15 protein-coding genes and 1 tRNA gene are annotated in these 16,192 nt (G+C 63.3%); 4 read left to right on the top strand and 12 right to left on the bottom strand.

All coding sequences use genetic code 11. The annotated features are described in order from the left end of the window. The 3 genes from MRY80_RS10770 to MRY80_RS10760 form a co-directional block, all read right to left on the bottom strand. Positions 1-2,490, bottom strand: a complete 2,490-nt coding sequence (locus MRY80_RS10770) for a DNA translocase FtsK (RefSeq protein WP_293290964.1) — start codon at positions 2,488-2,490, stop codon at positions 1-3. Between the two features lie 316 nt (positions 2,491-2,806). After that, entirely contained in the window at positions 2,807-4,141 is a 1,335-nt protein-coding gene (locus tag MRY80_RS10765; RefSeq protein ID WP_293290963.1) for an ammonium transporter, read from the bottom strand. A 42-nt stretch (positions 4,142-4,183) separates the two neighbouring features. Next, a complete protein-coding gene (locus MRY80_RS10760; protein ID WP_293290897.1) occupies positions 4,184-4,522 on the bottom strand; it encodes a P-II family nitrogen regulator in 339 nt (112 codons plus the stop codon). Between MRY80_RS10760 and MRY80_RS10755 the strand changes: the two genes are divergently transcribed. After that, positions 4,500-4,760 carry a hypothetical protein gene (locus MRY80_RS10755; RefSeq protein ID WP_293290895.1) on the top strand — a complete coding sequence of 87 codons (261 nt, stop codon included), beginning with the start codon at positions 4,500-4,502 and terminating at the stop codon, positions 4,758-4,760. The genes MRY80_RS10760 and MRY80_RS10755 overlap by 23 nt on opposite strands. 77 nt (positions 4,761-4,837) lie before the next feature. On the opposite strand, the gene MRY80_RS10750 is transcribed toward MRY80_RS10755, so the two are convergent. The 3 genes from MRY80_RS10750 to MRY80_RS10740 all read right to left on the bottom strand — a co-directional run bounded on the left by MRY80_RS10750 (position 4,838) and on the right by MRY80_RS10740 (position 7,534). Next, on the bottom strand, positions 4,838-6,166 hold the full coding sequence (locus tag MRY80_RS10750; RefSeq protein ID WP_293290893.1) for an ammonium transporter: 1,329 nt from the start codon (positions 6,164-6,166) through the stop codon (positions 4,838-4,840). 30 nt (positions 6,167-6,196) lie between these two features. After that, the gene (locus MRY80_RS10745) at positions 6,197-6,535 is read right to left on the bottom strand and encodes a P-II family nitrogen regulator (protein ID WP_293290890.1); all 339 of its coding nucleotides are present in this window, start codon (positions 6,533-6,535) and stop codon (positions 6,197-6,199) included. Between the two features lie 135 nt (positions 6,536-6,670). Beyond that, entirely contained in the window at positions 6,671-7,534 is an 864-nt protein-coding gene (locus tag MRY80_RS10740; protein ID WP_293290887.1) for an acyl-CoA thioesterase II, read from the bottom strand. A 104-nt stretch (positions 7,535-7,638) separates the two neighbouring features. Between MRY80_RS10740 and MRY80_RS10735 the strand changes: the two genes are divergently transcribed. Continuing rightward, the gene (locus MRY80_RS10735; RefSeq protein WP_293290885.1) at positions 7,639-8,898 is read left to right on the top strand and encodes a ubiquinone biosynthesis hydroxylase; all 1,260 of its coding nucleotides are present in this window, start codon (positions 7,639-7,641) and stop codon (positions 8,896-8,898) included. A gap of 7 nt (positions 8,899-8,905) precedes the next feature. On the opposite strand, the gene creD is transcribed toward MRY80_RS10735, so the two are convergent. The 6 genes from creD to MRY80_RS10705 all read right to left on the bottom strand — a co-directional run bounded on the left by creD (position 8,906) and on the right by MRY80_RS10705 (position 13,656). Then, positions 8,906-10,327, bottom strand: coding sequence for a cell envelope integrity protein CreD (gene creD, locus MRY80_RS10730; protein WP_293290883.1), 1,422 nt, complete (start codon positions 10,325-10,327; stop codon positions 8,906-8,908). A 123-nt stretch (positions 10,328-10,450) separates the two neighbouring features. Then, complete coding sequence (locus MRY80_RS10725) at positions 10,451-11,041, bottom strand: TetR/AcrR family transcriptional regulator (RefSeq protein ID WP_293290881.1); 591 nt, start codon at positions 11,039-11,041, stop codon at positions 10,451-10,453. Positions 11,042-11,083: 42 nt separating this feature from the next. Beyond that, positions 11,084-11,299 carry a Trm112 family protein gene (locus MRY80_RS10720; protein ID WP_293290880.1) on the bottom strand — a complete coding sequence of 72 codons (216 nt, stop codon included), beginning with the start codon at positions 11,297-11,299 and terminating at the stop codon, positions 11,084-11,086. Positions 11,300-11,339: 40 nt separating this feature from the next. After that, the gene (locus MRY80_RS10715) at positions 11,340-12,011 is read right to left on the bottom strand and encodes an LON peptidase substrate-binding domain-containing protein (protein WP_293290879.1); all 672 of its coding nucleotides are present in this window, start codon (positions 12,009-12,011) and stop codon (positions 11,340-11,342) included. A gap of 95 nt (positions 12,012-12,106) precedes the next feature. Beyond that, on the bottom strand, positions 12,107-13,096 hold the full coding sequence (trxA, locus tag MRY80_RS10710) for a thioredoxin (RefSeq protein WP_293290877.1): 990 nt from the start codon (positions 13,094-13,096) through the stop codon (positions 12,107-12,109). Positions 13,097-13,134: 38 nt separating this feature from the next. Next, on the bottom strand, positions 13,135-13,656 hold the full coding sequence (locus MRY80_RS10705; protein ID WP_293290875.1) for a prolyl-tRNA synthetase associated domain-containing protein: 522 nt from the start codon (positions 13,654-13,656) through the stop codon (positions 13,135-13,137). A gap of 162 nt (positions 13,657-13,818) precedes the next feature. On the opposite strand from MRY80_RS10705, the gene MRY80_RS10700 reads away from it, so the two are divergent. Together MRY80_RS10700 and MRY80_RS10695 are read left to right on the top strand one after the other, a co-directional pair. Continuing rightward, positions 13,819-13,893, top strand: a tRNA-Gly gene (locus tag MRY80_RS10700). 459 nt (positions 13,894-14,352) lie between these two features. After that, complete coding sequence (locus MRY80_RS10695; protein WP_293290873.1) at positions 14,353-15,918, top strand: EAL domain-containing protein; 1,566 nt, start codon at positions 14,353-14,355, stop codon at positions 15,916-15,918. Positions 15,919-16,192 lie beyond the last annotated feature (274 nt).

Raw genomic sequence — 16,192 nt, 5'->3', positions numbered from 1 at the left:
TTATTCCTCGTTTTCGGTCGGCACAAGGATTTCGCGCTTGCCGGCGTGGTTCGCCGGGCCGATGATCCCTTCATCTTCCATGCGCTCGATGATCGAGGCTGCACGGTTGTAGCCGATGCCGAGGCGCCGCTGGACATAGGATGTCGAGGCCTTGCCGTCCCGCAGGACCACGGCGACCGCCTGATCATAGGGGTCGTCGGAATCGGACATCCCGCCGGTGCCGCCGTCACCGCCTTCGCCCTCTTCGTCGTCGTCCTCGGTGATCGCTTCGAGATATTCCGGCACGCCCTGAACCTTCAGATGCGCGACGATCTCCTCGACCTCCGAGTCGCTGACGAACGGGCCGTGCACGCGCTGGATACGACCGCCACCGGCCATGTAGAGCATGTCACCCATGCCGAGCAGCTGCTCGGCGCCCTGCTCGCCCAGAATGGTCCGGCTGTCGATCTTGGAGGTGACCTGGAAGGAAATGCGTGTCGGGAAATTGGCCTTGATCGTGCCGGTGATGACGTCGACGGAGGGACGCTGCGTCGCCATGATGACATGGATGCCCGCGGCGCGCGCCATCTGCGCCAACCGCTGCACCGCGCCCTCGATGTCCTTGCCCGCGACCATCATCAGGTCGGCCATCTCGTCGATGATGACGACGATATAGGGCATCGGCTGCAGGTCCAGCGTCTCGGTTTCGTAGATCGCCTCGCCGGTCTCGCGGTCGAACCCGGTCTGCACCGTGCGGGTGATCTCCTTGCCCTTCTTGGTCGCCTCCTTCACCTTGGTGTTGAAGCCGTCGATGTTGCGCACGCCGAGTTTCGACATGTTCTTGTAGCGCTGTTCCATCTCGCGGACGGTCCATTTCAGCGCGACAACGGCCTTCTTCGGATCGGTGACGACGGGTGTCAGCAGATGCGGGATGCCGTCATAGACGGAGAGTTCCAGCATCTTTGGGTCGATCATGATCAGCCGGCATTCGTCCGGCGACAATTTGTAGAGGATCGACAGGATCATCGTGTTAATGGCGACCGACTTGCCCGAGCCGGTGGTGCCGGCGACAAGCAGATGCGGCATCTTGGCGAGGTCCGCGATCACGGCTTCGCCATTGATCGTCTTGCCGAGCGTCAGCGCCAGCTTCGCCTTGGATGAATCATAGGCCTGCGATGAGATCAGCTCGCGCAGATACACCGTCTCGCGGCGGGAATTCGGCAATTCGATGCCGATGGCGTTGCGGCCCGGCACGACGGCGACACGTGCGGCGATGGCGCTCATCGAGCGGGCGATGTCCTCTGCCAGACCGATCACGCGCGACGACTTGATGCCCGGCGCCGGCTCCAGTTCATAGAGCGTGACGACGGGACCGGGTCGTACATGGATGATCTCGCCGCGGACGCCGAAATCCTCCAGCACGCCTTCCAGCAGACGGGCGTTCTGTTCCAGTGCCTCCGGCGAGAGGCTCGGATCCTTGCCGACATTCTTCGGCTCCGCCAGCAGATGGATGGCCGGAAGCTCGAATCCGCCGTCGTCGATGAAGCTCGCCTGGGCCTCGCGCTGGACGCGCACCGACTGTTTCGGCTTCGGCGCGGCGGACGCCACACGTTGGGCGGGACGCGGCGCCACGTCCTCCTCGACCTGAACCTCGACGCGACGTCGCACCGGCTCTTCCACCCAGTCGTCCTCATCGTCGACGTCGTGGCCCTGCGGACCGTCATCCTGAAAGTCGTCGTCGTAATCCATCTCGGGAGCGGGCGGGACCCGCAACTCGAAATCCGGTTCGCGACGCTCGCCGCGCACCGGCGGCGCCTCGTTGCGGTCGCGGGGGCGGCGTGTTCGCTTCGTTCCGAACAGCGACCGGCGCAAGGCCGTGCGCAGCGAATAGAAACCGTGGATCAGCGCGCCAAGCGTGACGAAACGGCCATTGCCGCCGGCATCCTCGTCGTCCTCATCCTCCTCGTCCATTCCCGCAGCAGGCGCCTCGCGCCACAGGAAACCGCAGGCCACAGCCAAGGCGTAGAAAGCGAAAGGCGCGAAGACGACGAAAGAAAAAAGCCGCACCCAGCCCGACGGGTAGCCGCCGCTGAGCAAACCGGGCAACTTCAGCGCGATGTCGCCAACGACGCCGCCGAGGCCGGTGGGCAGCGGCCAGCTGCCGGTGACCGGAAAGCAGCCGGCGACGGCCGCGGCCAACACCACGGCGACCGGCCAGATCGCCAGCCGGCGGCCCGGATGCGTCCAGACATGGCCGCGCACCCGTGCATGGCCCCAGAACACGATCGGCAGAAAGGCCGGCAGGGCGGCGATCCCGAAGAATTGGAGGGCGAGATCGGACAGGACAGCGCCCGGATAGCCCATGGCGTTGCGCACCGGCGTGTCGGCCGCATAGCTCCAGCTCGGATCGCCGGCGTTCCATGTCGCCAGCGAGAACAGCATGAACGCGCCGAGCGCCCACAGCGCCAGACCGGCGAGCATCTCGACCTGCCGCTGCATGAGATCGACCATGCCGGCAGCAAAAGAGCGATCGCGCCGCCGATTGGAGACGATCCTGCGATCAGCGGATACTGAAATGGCGTGTTCGGCCGGCATCCGAAATTCCCGTTTTCCCTGTCCGCGTCAGGCGCGGACGCAATGTCCCGATCGCAAGATTAGCCAAGCATGGTTAAGCAGGCTTTAACCATGCGAAACGGGACCGCGGCCGAAAAAAAGGCCCGGTCAAAAGACCGGGCCAGTTGGTGTGATGTCAGACATCACGACGGGATGGAGGTGGGGACGAGCGTCGGGAGGAGGTACCGCCCGCCCCCGGGTTCCGCCCAGGCGATCAGCCCGCCTGGGAGAATTCCGGATAGGCTTCGACGCCGACTTCAGCCTTGTCGAGACCCTTGAGTTCCTCTTCAGGCGAAACGCGCAGGCCGATGGTGCCCTTGAGGATCGCCCAGACGACGAAGGAGCAGACCAGCGTGAAGACGCCATAGGAGACGATACCGGTGATCTGCGTGCCGTAGCTGGTGTCAGCGTTGGACCACGGCACGATCAGCGTGCCCCAGATACCTGCGAACAGGTGAACCGGGATAGCGCCGACCACGTCGTCGATCTTCAGCTTGTCGAGCAGCGGAACGGTCAGCACCACGATGACCGCACCGACGGCACCGATCACGATCGCCTGCCAGACGGCCGGAGCCAGCGGTTCGGCGGTGATGGACACCAGGCCGGCCAGTGCGCCGTTGAGGACCATCGTCACGTCGATCTTGCGGTACATGATCTGCAGCAGGATGATGGAGGCGACGACGCCGGCGGCGGCGGCGATGTTGGTGTTGGCGAAGATGCGCGACACATCCGTCACGTCGCCGATCGTGCCCATGGCGAGCTGCGACGCGCCGTTGAAGCCGAACCAGCCGAGCCACAGGATGAACGTGCCGAGCGTGGCCAGCGGAATGGACGAACCGGGCATCGGGTTGATCTTGCCGCCTTCATACTTGCCGGCGCGCGCACCGACCAGAAGAGCACCGGCGAGAGCCGCCCAGCCGCCGACCGAGTGAACCAGCGTCGAACCGGCGAAGTCGGAGAAGCCCATTTCGGACAGCCAGCCGGCGCCCCACTGCCAGGAACCGGCGATCGGGTAGATGAAGCCGGTCAGCACGACCACGAAGATCATGAACGGCCAGAACTTCATGCGCTCGGCAACGGTGCCAGACACGATGGACGCGGCGGTCGCGACGAACACCATCTGGAAGAACCAGTCGGACGCCGTCGAATAGCCGACATCCAGGGCGTCGCCGCCGACCGGATCGAAGGCATAGGTGCCGAACGAGCCCATGTAGCCGCCGTCAACGCCGGTGTACATCAGGTTGTAGCCGACCAGCCAGTACATGATGCCGGCGACCGAATAGAGCGCGATGTTTTTGAGCGACTGCATCGAAACGTTCTTGGAACGCACGAGGCCGGCTTCCAGCATGGCGAAGCCGGCGGCCATCCACATGACGAGGAAGCCGCCCATCAGGAACAGCAGCGTGTTGAGGATATACTGCACGTCGGGCGACGCGGCGGTGGAAGCAGCCTCTGCCGCCGCTTCAGCTTCCTGGCTGAACGCCGGTCCCGCACACAGCACAGCCGCTGCGGCAAGGCCGGCGAGGCCGTATCGAAAACCCTTAGACATGGTCATTGCAATTGAACTCCTGAGTGACTTGGGTCCGGCGCCTTAGAGCGCCTCGGAATCGGTTTCGCCCGTACGGATGCGGACGGCTCGGTCGATTGAGTAGGTGAAGATCTTGCCGTCGCCGATCTGACCGGTCTTCGCAGCACCGGAGATGGTTTCGATCACCTTCTCGACCATGTCGTCGTCGACCGCGAGCTCGATCTTCAGCTTCGGCAGGAAGCTGATGGCGTATTCCGCGCCGCGATAGATTTCCGTATGTCCCTTCTGACGCCCATACCCCTTCACCTCGGTGACGGTCAGGCCCTGGACGCCAAGCCCGGTAAGGGCTTCACGCACCTCGTCCAGTTTGAAGGGCTTGATGATGGCCATGACTATTTTCATGCGCTGTGTTTCCCCTATTCATACTCGGGTCGCCGGCAAGCCGACGATACTGGGTGCAGCGCGACACGCATGTCGATCGCTGTCACCCTCTCCAATCAAGCGCCGTGCCAAACCGGCCGCGACGGGCGAATATGGCGAAAAAAAGGGGAAAAAAGCGCCGGGAAATGGGCTGCTTCGCGGTGCCGGCACCAGTCATGCTCAAAAAAAAGGCATTTTTTTAAAAATGAATAATTCTTAACCTGGACCTGAAAACGCATGAAGCCCGGGCCGAAACCCGGGCTTCATCAAATGTTCCGCTAGGGAAGAACGAGGGGCCTACGAGTGGTAGGCCGACTCCCCGTGCTGCGTGAGATCGAGACCCTGGCGCTCGTCGTCGGCATCGACGCGCAGCCCCATGATCAGGTCGATCGCCTTGAACAGGATCAGCGAGACGATGGCGCACCAGACGATCGTCACGGCAACGGCCTGGATCTGGATCGTGGTCTGGCCGACGATCGAGTAATCCGCGCCGCCCGTGCCGCCGAAGACCGGTGCCGTGGTGATGCCGGTGCCGATCGCGCCGACAATGCCGCCGACGCCATGCACGCCGAAGACGTCCAGGCTGTCGTCATAGCCGAGCTTGACCTTCACAACCGCCACGAACCAGTAGCAGACCGCCGCAGCGACCGCGCCGAGGACGATGGCGCCGACCGGTCCGGTCGTGCCGCAGGCCGGCGTGATGGCGACGAGGCCGGCGATCATGCCCGACGCAGCGCCGAGCATCGAGGCCTTGCCGCGCAGAATGCCTTCCAGGAACGACCATGCGACCACGGCCGCGGCCGTCGCCACGAAGGTGTTGATCATCGCAAGGCCTGCGCCAGCATTCGCCTCCAGGTTGGAACCGGCATTGAAGCCGAACCAGCCGACCCACAGGAGCGCCGCGCCGACCATCGTCAGCGTCATGGAATGCGGCGCCATGTTGTCCTTGCCGTAGCCGACACGTTTGCCGATCACGATACAGCCGATCAGGCCCGCGATACCGGCATTGATGTGCACAACCGTGCCGCCGGCGAAGTCGATCGCGCCCCAACCGAACAGCAGTCCGGAACCGTCCCAGACCATGTGCGCGATCGGGAAATAGACGAAAGTCGCCCACAGGATCAGGAAGACGATGATCGAGGAGAACTTAACCCGCTCGGCGAAGGCGCCGATGATCAGCGCTGGCGTGATGGCGGCGAAGGTCATCTGGAAGCAGATGAACACATATTCGGGAATGACAACGCCGTCGGTGAAGGTGGCCGCTTCGCTGTCCATGCCGACGCCGGCCAGGAACATCTTGCCGACCCCGCCCCAGAACGGGCTGGTCGAGCCGCCGAATGCGAAGGAATAGCCCCACAACACCCAGACGATCATCACGGCGGACGCGCCGACGGTGACCTGCATGAGCACCGACAACATGTTCTTGGCGCGCACGAGCCCGCCATAGAACAGCGCCAGGCCGGGCACGATCATCAACAGGACGAGAACCGTCGCGATCATCATGAAGGCGGTGTCACCCTTGTCCATCGTGGTCGCCGCCGCCCCGGCGTCCTGGGCGAGAGCCCCGCCGGCAAGGAACGGCAAAGCGGAAAGCGCAAGCGCGCCGGTTCGTAGTCGCGATATCATGAAGTCGGTCCCTCCTGTGTCAGATGCGCGTCACAAGGCGCTGGAATCGGTCTCGCCCGTGCGGATGCGCATGGCGGTTTCCATGGAAAAGCTGAAGATCTTGCCGTCGCCGATCTGGCCGGTCTTCGCAGCGCCGGCGATGGTCTCGATGGTCTTGTCGGCCATGTCGTCATCGACGGCGACCTCGATCTTGAGCTTCGGCAGGAAGCTGATCGAATATTCCGCGCCGCGATAGATCTCGGTGTGGCCCTTCTGGCGTCCGAACCCCTTCACCTCGGTGACGGTCAGACCTTCGATGCCGATGCCGGTCAGCGCTTCGCGCACCTCATCCAGCTTGAACGGCTTGATGATGGCCATGATGATTTTCATGTTTCCTCCTCTTCGGTTCCAGCCCCGGATCCAGCAGGGGTGCCCGGCCGCTTCAGACAATCAAGTCTCATGCCAGTTCGCACGACTTTGCGAAAGCATTATCGGGTGCGGCGGCCGCAAAATCGCCGCAAATGTTCAGCCGCGCACGCGGATCAGGCCCTCCTGCGCCATCGAGGCCACGAGCGTGCCGTCGGACGCATAGATGGAACCGCGGGTGAAACCGCGCGCGCCAGATGCATTGGGGCTGTCCTGGGTATAGAGGAACCAGTCCTCGAAACTGTACGGCCGATGGAACCACATGGAGTGATCGAGACTGGCGGACTGCAGATCCGTGTCGAAGACCGCCCGGCCATGCGCAAACAGCGACGTATCGAGCAGCGTCATGTCCGACAGATAGGCGAGCACCGCGGCCTGCAGCGGCCGGTCGTCCGGGACCGGGCCGGTGGTGCGGATCCAGATGTGCTGCCTGGGCGGCAGTTTCTCGCGCGTCAGATAGTGGGTCAGCGACACCGGCTTGAACTCGATGGGGCGCGGGCGCTGCCAATAGTCGCGCGCCGGTTCGGGCACCTTGTCGATGAAATGCGCGATCACGTCCTTCTCGCTCAGGAGCGTTTCCGGCCGCGGAATGCCCTCCGGCATCGCAATCGCGTGTTCAAGGCCCGGCTCGTCGATCTGGAACGACGACGACAGCGAAAAGATCGCTTGCCCGTGCTGGATTGCGACGACACGCCGCGTGGCGAAGCTTGAACCGTCGCGAATCCGATCCACTTCATAGATGATCGGCACGGCCGGGTCGCCCGGCCGCATGAAATAGCAATGCAGCGAATGGACATGCTTGTCGGCCGAAACGGTGCGCTGCGCGGCGACCAGCGCCTGCGCGATCACCTGGCCGCCAAACACCCGCTGCCATCCGGATTGGGGGCTGCGACCGCGAAACAGATTGAGTTCCAGCGGCTCCAGATCGAGAATGGAAATGAGGTCCTGCACCGCAGTGGGCATCGGCAAGCCATCCGTTTGGAAAGGTCGTCGGGCTTTGCTACAGGGGACCTCGGGCAAGTCAAGAGCGCGATGCGGGACCCATGCGTCGCGACATGGAGGCTGAAATGGCCACGAATACGGACAACGCAAACGACACGGGCGCTCAGCGCATCGACATCCTGATCGCGGGGGCCGGCTATGTCGGCCTGGCCACGGCGGCCGCGATTGCCGACGCCGCGCCGCATCTGTCGATCCGCATCGTCGATCCGGCGCCCGAAGGCGTCTGGAAGAAGGACGCGCGCGCCTCGGCCATCGCTGCCGCGGCGTCGCGCATGCTCGAGGAACTTGGCTGCTGGCAGGCCCTCGTCGCCGACGCCGAGCCGATCCGCGAGATGATCGTCACCGATTCACGCACCGGCGATCCCGTCCGGCCCGTCTTCCTGACTTTCGACGGCGAAACCGCGTCGGGCGAGCCCTTTGCCCACATGCTCCCCAATGTCGCGCTCAACGGCGCGCTGCGCGAGAAATGCGCGGCCAGCGGCGTCACCGTCTCTCAAGGCGTCGCCGTGTCGGACTTCACAGAGACAGCCGCCGGCGCACCGCTTACCGTCAACCTGTCGAACGGCGAAACAGTGCAGGCCCGCCTCCTGGTGGCAGCCGACGGCGCCCGCTCGGCGCTGCGCGGACTTGCCGGCATCAAGACGGTGCATTGGGATTACGGCCAGATGGGCATCGTCGCCACGATAGCCCATGAACGCCCGCATGAAGGGCGCGCCGAGGAACATTTCCTGCCGGCCGGCCCCTTCGCGATCCTGCCCCTGAAGGGCAACCGCTCCTCCATCGTCTGGTCGGAGACCAAGGAAAACGCCGAGAAGCTGCTTGCCGGCGACGACTTCACCTTCGATTTCGAGCTGGAGCAGCGCTTCGGCCTGAAGCTCGGCGAGATCCGCGTCGAGGGGCAGAAACGCGCCTACCCGCTCGGCCTCACCCTGGCGCGCGATTTCGTCAAGCCGCGCTTCGCATTGGTCGGCGACGCCGCGCACGGCATCCACCCGATCGCGGGCCAGGGTCTCAATCTCGGCTTCAAGGACGCCGCCGCGCTCGCCGAAACGATCGTCGAGGCCGACAGGCTGGGTCTCGACATCGGCGCGCTCGACGTGCTGCAGCGCTACGAGCGCTGGCGACGCTTCGACACGTGGCAGATGGGCGTCACGACGGACGTGCTGAACCGCATGTTCTCCAACGACTTCACGCCGCTGCGCGCCATCCGTGACATCGGGCTCGGCCTGGTCGACCGGATGCCCGGCATGAAGAACTTCTTCATCAACCAGGCGGCCGGCATGTCGGGCCCCTCGCCGCGCCTGTTGCGCGGCGAGCCGATCTGAGACGGGGTCAGCCCGCCTCCTCCACCGGACCCTTGCGGCCGCTCCAGTCGACGTCGCGCGTCGCAAACATCAGGATCGACAGGATCACGAAGCCGGTCACGCTGCCGACGAGCAGCGCTGATTCGGCCAGCTGCAATACGACATACAGAAAGCCGTAAAGCCCGACGAAGCCGCCAAAGGCGACGACCGTCCATGTCCGCCCGGCAAAGAGCGACGACACGAAACCGGCGATCACCGTGCCGGTCGCACCGGCGGCCAGCGCATAGGCGGCGGTGAAGCCGACGAACTCCGCCAGCGCAAGCAGCATCGTGTAGAAGACGACGATCATCATGCCCGTCATTGCGTAATGGACGAGATGCATGCGTCCCTTCGACAAGACCTCGATGACGAAGATCACCAGAAACGCCATCGACACGAACAGCACGCCATATTTCACGGCCCGTTCGACCTGCTTGTAGAAATCGATGGGCTGGTAGAAACGCACCCCGAAGGCGTTGTCGGCATAGCGCGAAAAGGTGTGCCCGCCCGCGAAAGCGACATGCGGAATTGCGCGCGCCAGTTTCGGCACTCTCCAGTCGGCCTTGAACCCGCTGTCGCTCACGTCGCGGGCCTGCGGCAGGAACGTGCCGGAAAAGCTCGGATGCGGCCAAGCCGAGGTCAACGAGACGGTCGTGTCGTCACCCACCGGCGCAAACCGGATTTCCTGCGAGCCCTTCAGCTTGAGGTCGAGATCGACCGTCAGCGTCTGCTCCTCACCGCTGAAAGGCGCGCGAAGGCCCGCAGGTGCGCCAAAGCCCGCGAAGCCGGTGTTGTAGATCTCGTCCAGTCCGGGGTCGATTGCCCTGACCTCACGCCCGTCCACCTTCAGCGTCAGGCTCTCGATGCCCTTCAGGTCTGAAAGGCCGGCGACGACCCGCGCTCGCGACCAATCGACCGTGATCGGATCGGTCTCGCCGAGCGCGGTCAGATCCGGCGGCGAAAACACGGCCCTGCCGGTCAGCGCGGACTGGTAAACCACCGCCTCGTGAATGCCGCGCTTGCGGGTTTCGGTGCCGACAGTCCCGTCGAACGAAAGGCTGTCGGGCGCCAGAACGAAGCGCCGATTGACGACGGTCGGCTTGTCTTGGTCTCCCCTGGGCGGACGGGTAATGGTGACGGGCACCTCAAGCAAAGGTCCCGCAAATGTCTGGTTGCCGCCCCACTGGCGGCCGATCTCGGCCGTCGCGTGGCGAAAATTGGCTTCGCGATCCTGCACCAGGCCCCAAACCGCCAGGAGCGGCATGGACAAGACGAAGACCAGCGCGCCGAGGACGAAGAACTTCGCCCCGAGGCTGCGCGCCAGAACCGAAACCGGCGCTGCGCGGGGGGCTGTCATCCCTGTCTGTCGTGAGGCGGCGCTGCCGGCGCCCTGCGTTCCGATATCGGCCATGTGTCTTCCCTCCACGCCTGGTCCGAATGTCAAACGGCTGAAACAAAGCGTGAGCTTCGCGGCACAAATCGGCTCGCAAGGAGGTCATTTCACGGTGATGCGAAGGCGGTCCGGTGGCCGAAATCAGGCGGCGGACAGACCGAGCGTGCGTTCCATGCGGGCGAAGCATTCGGCCAGAACCGGCGGCTCGCCCAGCGCATGCGCCAGCGCGATCGAGCCCTGCCAGTCCGCGATGACCGCGCGGGCACGCGACAAGGCAATGGCTGGCCGCAACCCGGTGCGGCCCAATTCGGTCGCGATGAAGCCGGTCAGGAGCGTGAAACTCTCCGCCGCTCGCGACGCCTGGTCGGGCAGGGTGCGGCGGAAATCGCGCGTCGCAGCGAAGATCGGGCAGCCATGACGCACGCGGCTTTGCTGGCCGGCCTGCAGCCGTGCGATCATCAGCTTCAGCCGCCGCCTGGGTTCGGGCGTTTCTGACCGAACCTCCTCGATCAGCGTCTCGGTCTGATGCACGAACAAGTCCGCGACAGCGGCCGCGAGTTCGCCCTTGGTCTTGTAGTAGTAATAGACATTGCCGAGCGGCACCCGGGCAACCGTCGCGATGTCCGCCAGGCTGGAGGCGTCGTAGCCGCGCGTCCAGAACAGTTCCGCCGCCGCCTGCACCAAGGCCTCGCGCCTTGCCTGACCCCGCTTTCGCGTCGCGACCCCTGTCACGCGCCCCTCCCGATTCGCTCAGGCCGCAAGGGTAAGCCCTGATCAGTCAATGTCGAGGGAACGCGCCTCCGACGGCAGCATGATAGGCACGCCGCCGCGCACCGGATAGGCAAGTTTCGCGGCCTCCGAGACGAGTTCGCAGCGCTCGCGGTCAAACCGCAACCGCGTCTTGGTCAGCGGGCAGACGAGGAGGTCGAGCAGCTTGGTGTCGAGATCCTCGCTCTGATCGACCGGCGGCTTGTTGTCGGTTTCGGCCATGTTTCAGCTCCGTCTCGCTCCCGCCGGCCTTTGGCAGCGGCTACTGCAACGTCCTGGCGAAATCGTCCTTGTCGCGCGCCAGCGCCATTTCCGTGATGGCGATCAGCGTCTCGGCGCGGCTCTTCAGGTCGGGCGCCTCCAGGAGCGCCTGTTTCTCGGCCGGGCCGTAGGGGGACATCATCGACAGGGCGTTGACAAGCGTGTCGTTGCCCGCCTTCTGCACGCTCTCCCAGTCCGCCTCCAACTCGTTGGCGTCCAGATAGGCGCGAAAGACGCGCAACAACGCCTCTCGATCGACACAGGACGTGTCACCCTCCTCGTCCAGGTCGGACACGAAGGGGCTGATACGGCACTGGCGATAGGGCGTTCGCACCGCGATTTCGGTCGCGATCCGGAACCGGCAGATGCCTTGCATCGATACCAGATAGCGCCCGTCACCCGTCTCGGCGAAAGAGGACAACCGGCCCAGACAGCCGACGGCGCAGAGGCCGGGCTTGTCGGCCGATCCCGTGTCGCCGGAGAATTTCGGTTGGATCATGCCAATCACACGGTCGCCGCGCAGCGCCGCATCGATCATTTCCAGATAGCGGGGCTCGAAGATGTTGAGCGGCATCTGGCCGCCCGGCAGCAAAAGCGCGCCCGACAGGGGAAACACCGGAACGCTCTCCGGAATGTCCTTTTCGGTCCTGTATGTCCTGTTGCCTGCCTGCATCGTCGAAACGCGTTCCTCCCATTGTGTTCGGCGGAGATCCTGACCCGAACGAATCTGGGTCAGGCTTCGCCGAACTCAAGGCGTGGCGACGAATCCTATCGAAACAGGATCGTCGACAACTTGCGGCGCGCCTTCACCGTGGCCGGATCGGTCGGGCCCCAGGCCTCGAAGAACTTCAGCAGTTCCAGCCGGGCGCCGTCCTCGCGCCATTCGCGATCCGCCTTCATGATGTCCAGCAGGAGATCGCCCGCGCCCTCACGGTCGCCGGACGCATTGCGGATCTGGGCAAGATCGAAACGCGCGTCATGGTCGGCCGGATTGGCTGCCAGCCTGCGCTCCAGCTCGGCCGGATTGCCGAGACCCGCCACCTTCTCGGCCAATTCCATGCGCGCCTTCAGCGAGGCGATCTCCGTCGATTCCGCGACGCCTTCAGGCGCCTGATCGATCATCTGCTTGGCCTTGTCGGTCTCGCCGGCGTCGAGCAGCATGCCCACCAGTCCGGCATAGGCGGCCGCATTGTCGGGGATCTGCTGCAGGATCATCTGGTAGATCTGCGCCGCCTGGCCGGTGTCTCCGGCTTCGAGCGCCGCTTCCGCCGCGCCGAGCGCCTGCTCGATCGCCTTCTCCTGGGCGCTGCCGGCGCCGGCCGTCAGCTTGGCGATGAACTCGGCGATCTGGCTGTCGGGCAACGCGCCCATAAAGCCGTCGACGGGCTGGCCGTCGGCAAAGGCGATGACGGCGGGGATCGACTGCACGCCCATCTGGCCGGGGATCGCCGGATGATCGTCGATGTTCATCTTGACCATCTTGACCTTGCCGCCGGCCTTCTGAACGGCCGCCTCGAGGCGTGGCCCCAACTGCCGACAGGGCCCGCACCAGGGCGCCCAGAAATCGACGATGACCGGCTGGTTGCGCGATTCGGCGATCACGTCCTGCTGAAAGCCGTTCGTCGTCGTGTCCTTGATCAGCGCGCCAGCGGGAGCACCGCCCGCTGCCGGCGCTGCGGCGCCATTGCCGCCGAAAGCCACCGTCTGCGCGCCATAGCCGCCCTGATTGGCGGCAAACGGGTTGTCATTGGAGTTCATTGTCCGATCCCTCGCAACACCTGCCAAAACTTGCCCGCTTATGTCGCGTTTTCGGCCGCGAGTTTCAAGACATTCCAATCGTGGCCGGTCGCCTCGACAAAGCGTCGCAGGTCCGCCGTCGCGATCGATGTCGTGGCCTCATTGGTCAGCGGATGGGCGTTGATGACATCGTGCTCGACCAGCATAGCGTCGAAGATCAGCGTCACGTCATGATTGGCGTCATTGATCACGCCGAACGCCGTCACAGCGCCGGGAATGACGCCGAGATACGCCATCATCTGTTCCGGCTTGCCGAACGACACGCGTCCGCTCGCCCCGATCGTCTGGTGGATCGTCTTCAGGTCGACCACCGCATCCTCGCCGACCGTCAGCAGGAAATGCCGGCCCTTCTTGTCCTTCAGGAAGAGGTTCTTCGTGTGCCCGCCGGGGATAGAGTCGCGCAGCGCCTTGGCTTCCTCCACGGTAAAGACCGCCGGATGCTCTCTCGTCGTCACCGCGATGCCAAGCGTTTCCAGAAAGGAGATCAGGTCAGCCCTGGTCTTGCGCGCCATATCCGTCATCGATCGCTCCCAATGCCGTTTCGGCCACCCTTACGGGCCACAATCGGCGCTTGGCAAGGCGCAACGAGGGCGCCGAACCGACAATCAAAAGAACCGTGAAATTTGCTGTTGCATTCTCCTTGCGCCTGCTGCATAGAGCGGCAGCCGATTTCAGGCCGCCGAGCGGGCGTAGCTCAGGGGTAGAGCACAACCTTGCCAAGGTTGGGGTCGTGAGTTCGAATCTCATCGCCCGCTCCAGTTTTCCAGGCATCCAAAGCCCCGGTTTCCGGGGCTTTTGCTTTTTCAGGCACAGTGAAATGGATATGCGCGGAAGCGGCTCGACGGGTCGCGGTTACACGCGGGTTACCGTTTTGCGAATTCGGCGCGGCGTGTAATCGCGGTTTAGATTCTTGACCTGGTGCCAACGACTACGAGAGCACATGCATCTGCCCTGCGCGAGGCCAATCAATGGATTGTCGTTCTCGTCAAAGACGATGCGGTACGAATGGTAACATCCATCTGGCGCACCGTCAGGGGTATTACCTGAGGTTCGAGCCGTGGACCAAGAATCTGGCCGTTCTTCGCATATTGAGCTGGATGGGCGGTCAAACCTAGAAGTCTGGGGCAACCCTGTGCGATCATTCCCCAACGGAAGGCTCTTCTTTGTTGCCCTGATCTAAAATAGAATGAATGTTTTCAGGGCCGAAGAAGCAGCGCATGAAACGAGGCTCTATCACGGTTGCGAGTTATCTGGCCATTGCTCTGGCCATAGTGGCTCCGATCACGCTGGCAATCCTTGTTGCCTATGAACGCGGGCTGGAAAGCGCGTTCGACCGCGCCGCAAGATACGCTCAAGACGCACTCACCCGATCCGAAACAATCGCCGATCAGACATTCGGCGCATTTGCAGAGTTGGGTGCCGACAAACAGATTGCGCCATGCTCTGAAGCCAACATTCAAAAGATGAGAACGTTCGTGCTGGCCCGACGATACCTGAAGACCGTCGGCAGCATGGCAGGCAATTGGCTGGTATGCTCGTCCCTCGGTGAAGACATGGGCGGATTGTATCTCGGTCCTCCGGATATCGTTCTGCCTACCGGCTTGCAGGTTCGAAAAGATGTCAGGCTGCCTTTCGCCGGGGAGGAGACGTTCCAGGTGTTCGCGCGAGGCGGTTTCGTTGCGATCGTCGACCTGGAGCAGGCAGTCGACGTGACCGTCGCGAGCGGAGATGTTTCGATCGTCGCCTTTGTTCCGTCCGTAGGTCTGCCGATGGCTGCGGTCGGTTCCATACGACCGGAGTGGTTCGAACGGAGCCGCGACCAGGGCAATGGCTTCTTCATAGACTCCGATCATGTCGTCGCCTTCTCCTCGTCCGATCGGTTTGACCTCGGTACGATTGCGGCATTTCCAACCGTGCATCTGCGTGACGAAGTGATTGCGACCGCTTGGTTGGCGATTCCCCTCGGTTTTTTCGGCGCCTCTTTGCTAGCCTATGCCGTCTTTCAATTGGCCAAGACCCAGGTCTCATTGCCCTCCGTCATCAAAGCGGCGCTGAGGAACAAGGAGTTTCATCTCGAGTATCAGCCGATTGTGGATCTCAGCGACCGGAAGTGGGTTGGCGCAGAGGTCTTGCTTCGATGGCAACGAGCGGATGGAGAAATCATGCGGCCCGAGACATTCATCTCGGTCGCTGAGGAAACGGGCCTCATTCGCAGGATCACCGCGCGCGTGATCGAGCTGGTGGAGAAGGACGCTGGAACCCTGTTTGCCGCGAATCCCGAGTTTCGCCTGAGCATCAATCTGTCCGCGTCAGACCTACAGGATGAATGCACACCGGGCCTGTTGTCCCGTCTCGTCAAATCGACAAAGGCCGGTCCAAGCAATTTCGTGGTCGAAGCCACGGAGCGGTCATTTGCCGATCCTGACATCGCGTCAAAAGTCTACCGCGAGCTGCGTGAAGCCGGTATCCGAATTGCGATAGACGACTTCGGCACTGGTTATTCGAGCCTGTCGTCTCTCGAGAAGTTCGACCTCGATTTCCTGAAGATCGACAAGACGTTCATCGACACGATCGGAACCGATGCGGCAACGGGGCATGTTATCCCGCATATCGTGGAAATCGCAAAATCACTGAACCTGATCATGATTGCAGAAGGCGTGGAGACGGAACCCCAGTTGGAATTCCTTCGAGGCCTGGGCGTTCAGTATGCGCAAGGCTGGCTGTTCGGAAAGCCGATGGGAGTGGACGAACTTCAACGCAGAATGGGCGTGGCGCCGAGCTAACCTCGAAATATCTGGGACGTTTCAATTGCCGCTGACAATATCAGGAAGGTCACCCAACAGCTACGAGAAACATGCGATCCAGTACCCGGCAAGCGGGGACAATTCAGGGGCGCAGGTCATTCCACGCTTGCCAAGGTTGGGGTCGTGAGTTCGAATCTCATCGCCCGCTCCAGTTTTCCTTGCACAGTATCAATCTGTTGTTGGCGGCAGGCTGTCTGCCGTTTGCCCTGCGTCCGCCCATCGAACCATCCTGACGCAGAAGACACACTCACTC

Source organism: Oricola sp. (genome assembly GCF_022763245.1).
GTDB lineage: Bacteria > Pseudomonadota > Alphaproteobacteria > Rhizobiales > Rhizobiaceae > Oricola.
Note: the sequence above shows the minus strand (reverse complement) of the source record. Positions and strands in the feature narration are given on the sequence as shown.

What these genes read in the sequence shown, in the direction of transcription:
- MRY80_RS10695 (WP_293290873.1), top strand. Translation starts at nt 14,353, where the DNA reads ATGAAACGAGGCTCTATCACGGTTGCGAGTTATCTGGCCATTGCTCTG.
- MRY80_RS10720 (WP_293290880.1), bottom strand. Translation starts at nt 11,299, where the DNA reads ATGGCCGAAACCGACAACAAGCCGCCGGTCGATCAGAGCGAGGATCTC.
- MRY80_RS10760 (WP_293290897.1), bottom strand. Translation starts at nt 4,522, where the DNA reads ATGAAAATAGTCATGGCCATCATCAAGCCCTTCAAACTGGACGAGGTG.
- MRY80_RS10735 (WP_293290885.1), top strand. Translation starts at nt 7,639, where the DNA reads ATGGCCACGAATACGGACAACGCAAACGACACGGGCGCTCAGCGCATC.
- trxA (WP_293290877.1), bottom strand. Translation starts at nt 13,096, where the DNA reads ATGAACTCCAATGACAACCCGTTTGCCGCCAATCAGGGCGGCTATGGC.
- MRY80_RS10745 (WP_293290890.1), bottom strand. Translation starts at nt 6,535, where the DNA reads ATGAAAATCATCATGGCCATCATCAAGCCGTTCAAGCTGGATGAGGTG.
- creD (WP_293290883.1), bottom strand. Translation starts at nt 10,327, where the DNA reads ATGGCCGATATCGGAACGCAGGGCGCCGGCAGCGCCGCCTCACGACAG.
- MRY80_RS10705 (WP_293290875.1), bottom strand. Translation starts at nt 13,656, where the DNA reads ATGACGGATATGGCGCGCAAGACCAGGGCTGACCTGATCTCCTTTCTG.
- MRY80_RS10755 (WP_293290895.1), top strand. Translation starts at nt 4,500, where the DNA reads ATGATGGCCATGACTATTTTCATGCGCTGTGTTTCCCCTATTCATACT.
- MRY80_RS10740 (WP_293290887.1), bottom strand. Translation starts at nt 7,534, where the DNA reads ATGCCCACTGCGGTGCAGGACCTCATTTCCATTCTCGATCTGGAGCCG.
- MRY80_RS10715 (WP_293290879.1), bottom strand. Translation starts at nt 12,011, where the DNA reads ATGCAGGCAGGCAACAGGACATACAGGACCGAAAAGGACATTCCGGAG.
- MRY80_RS10770 (WP_293290964.1), bottom strand. Translation starts at nt 2,490, where the DNA reads ATGGTCGATCTCATGCAGCGGCAGGTCGAGATGCTCGCCGGTCTGGCG.
- MRY80_RS10765 (WP_293290963.1), bottom strand. Translation starts at nt 4,141, where the DNA reads ATGTCTAAGGGTTTTCGATACGGCCTCGCCGGCCTTGCCGCAGCGGCT.
- MRY80_RS10750 (WP_293290893.1), bottom strand. Translation starts at nt 6,166, where the DNA reads ATGATATCGCGACTACGAACCGGCGCGCTTGCGCTTTCCGCTTTGCCG.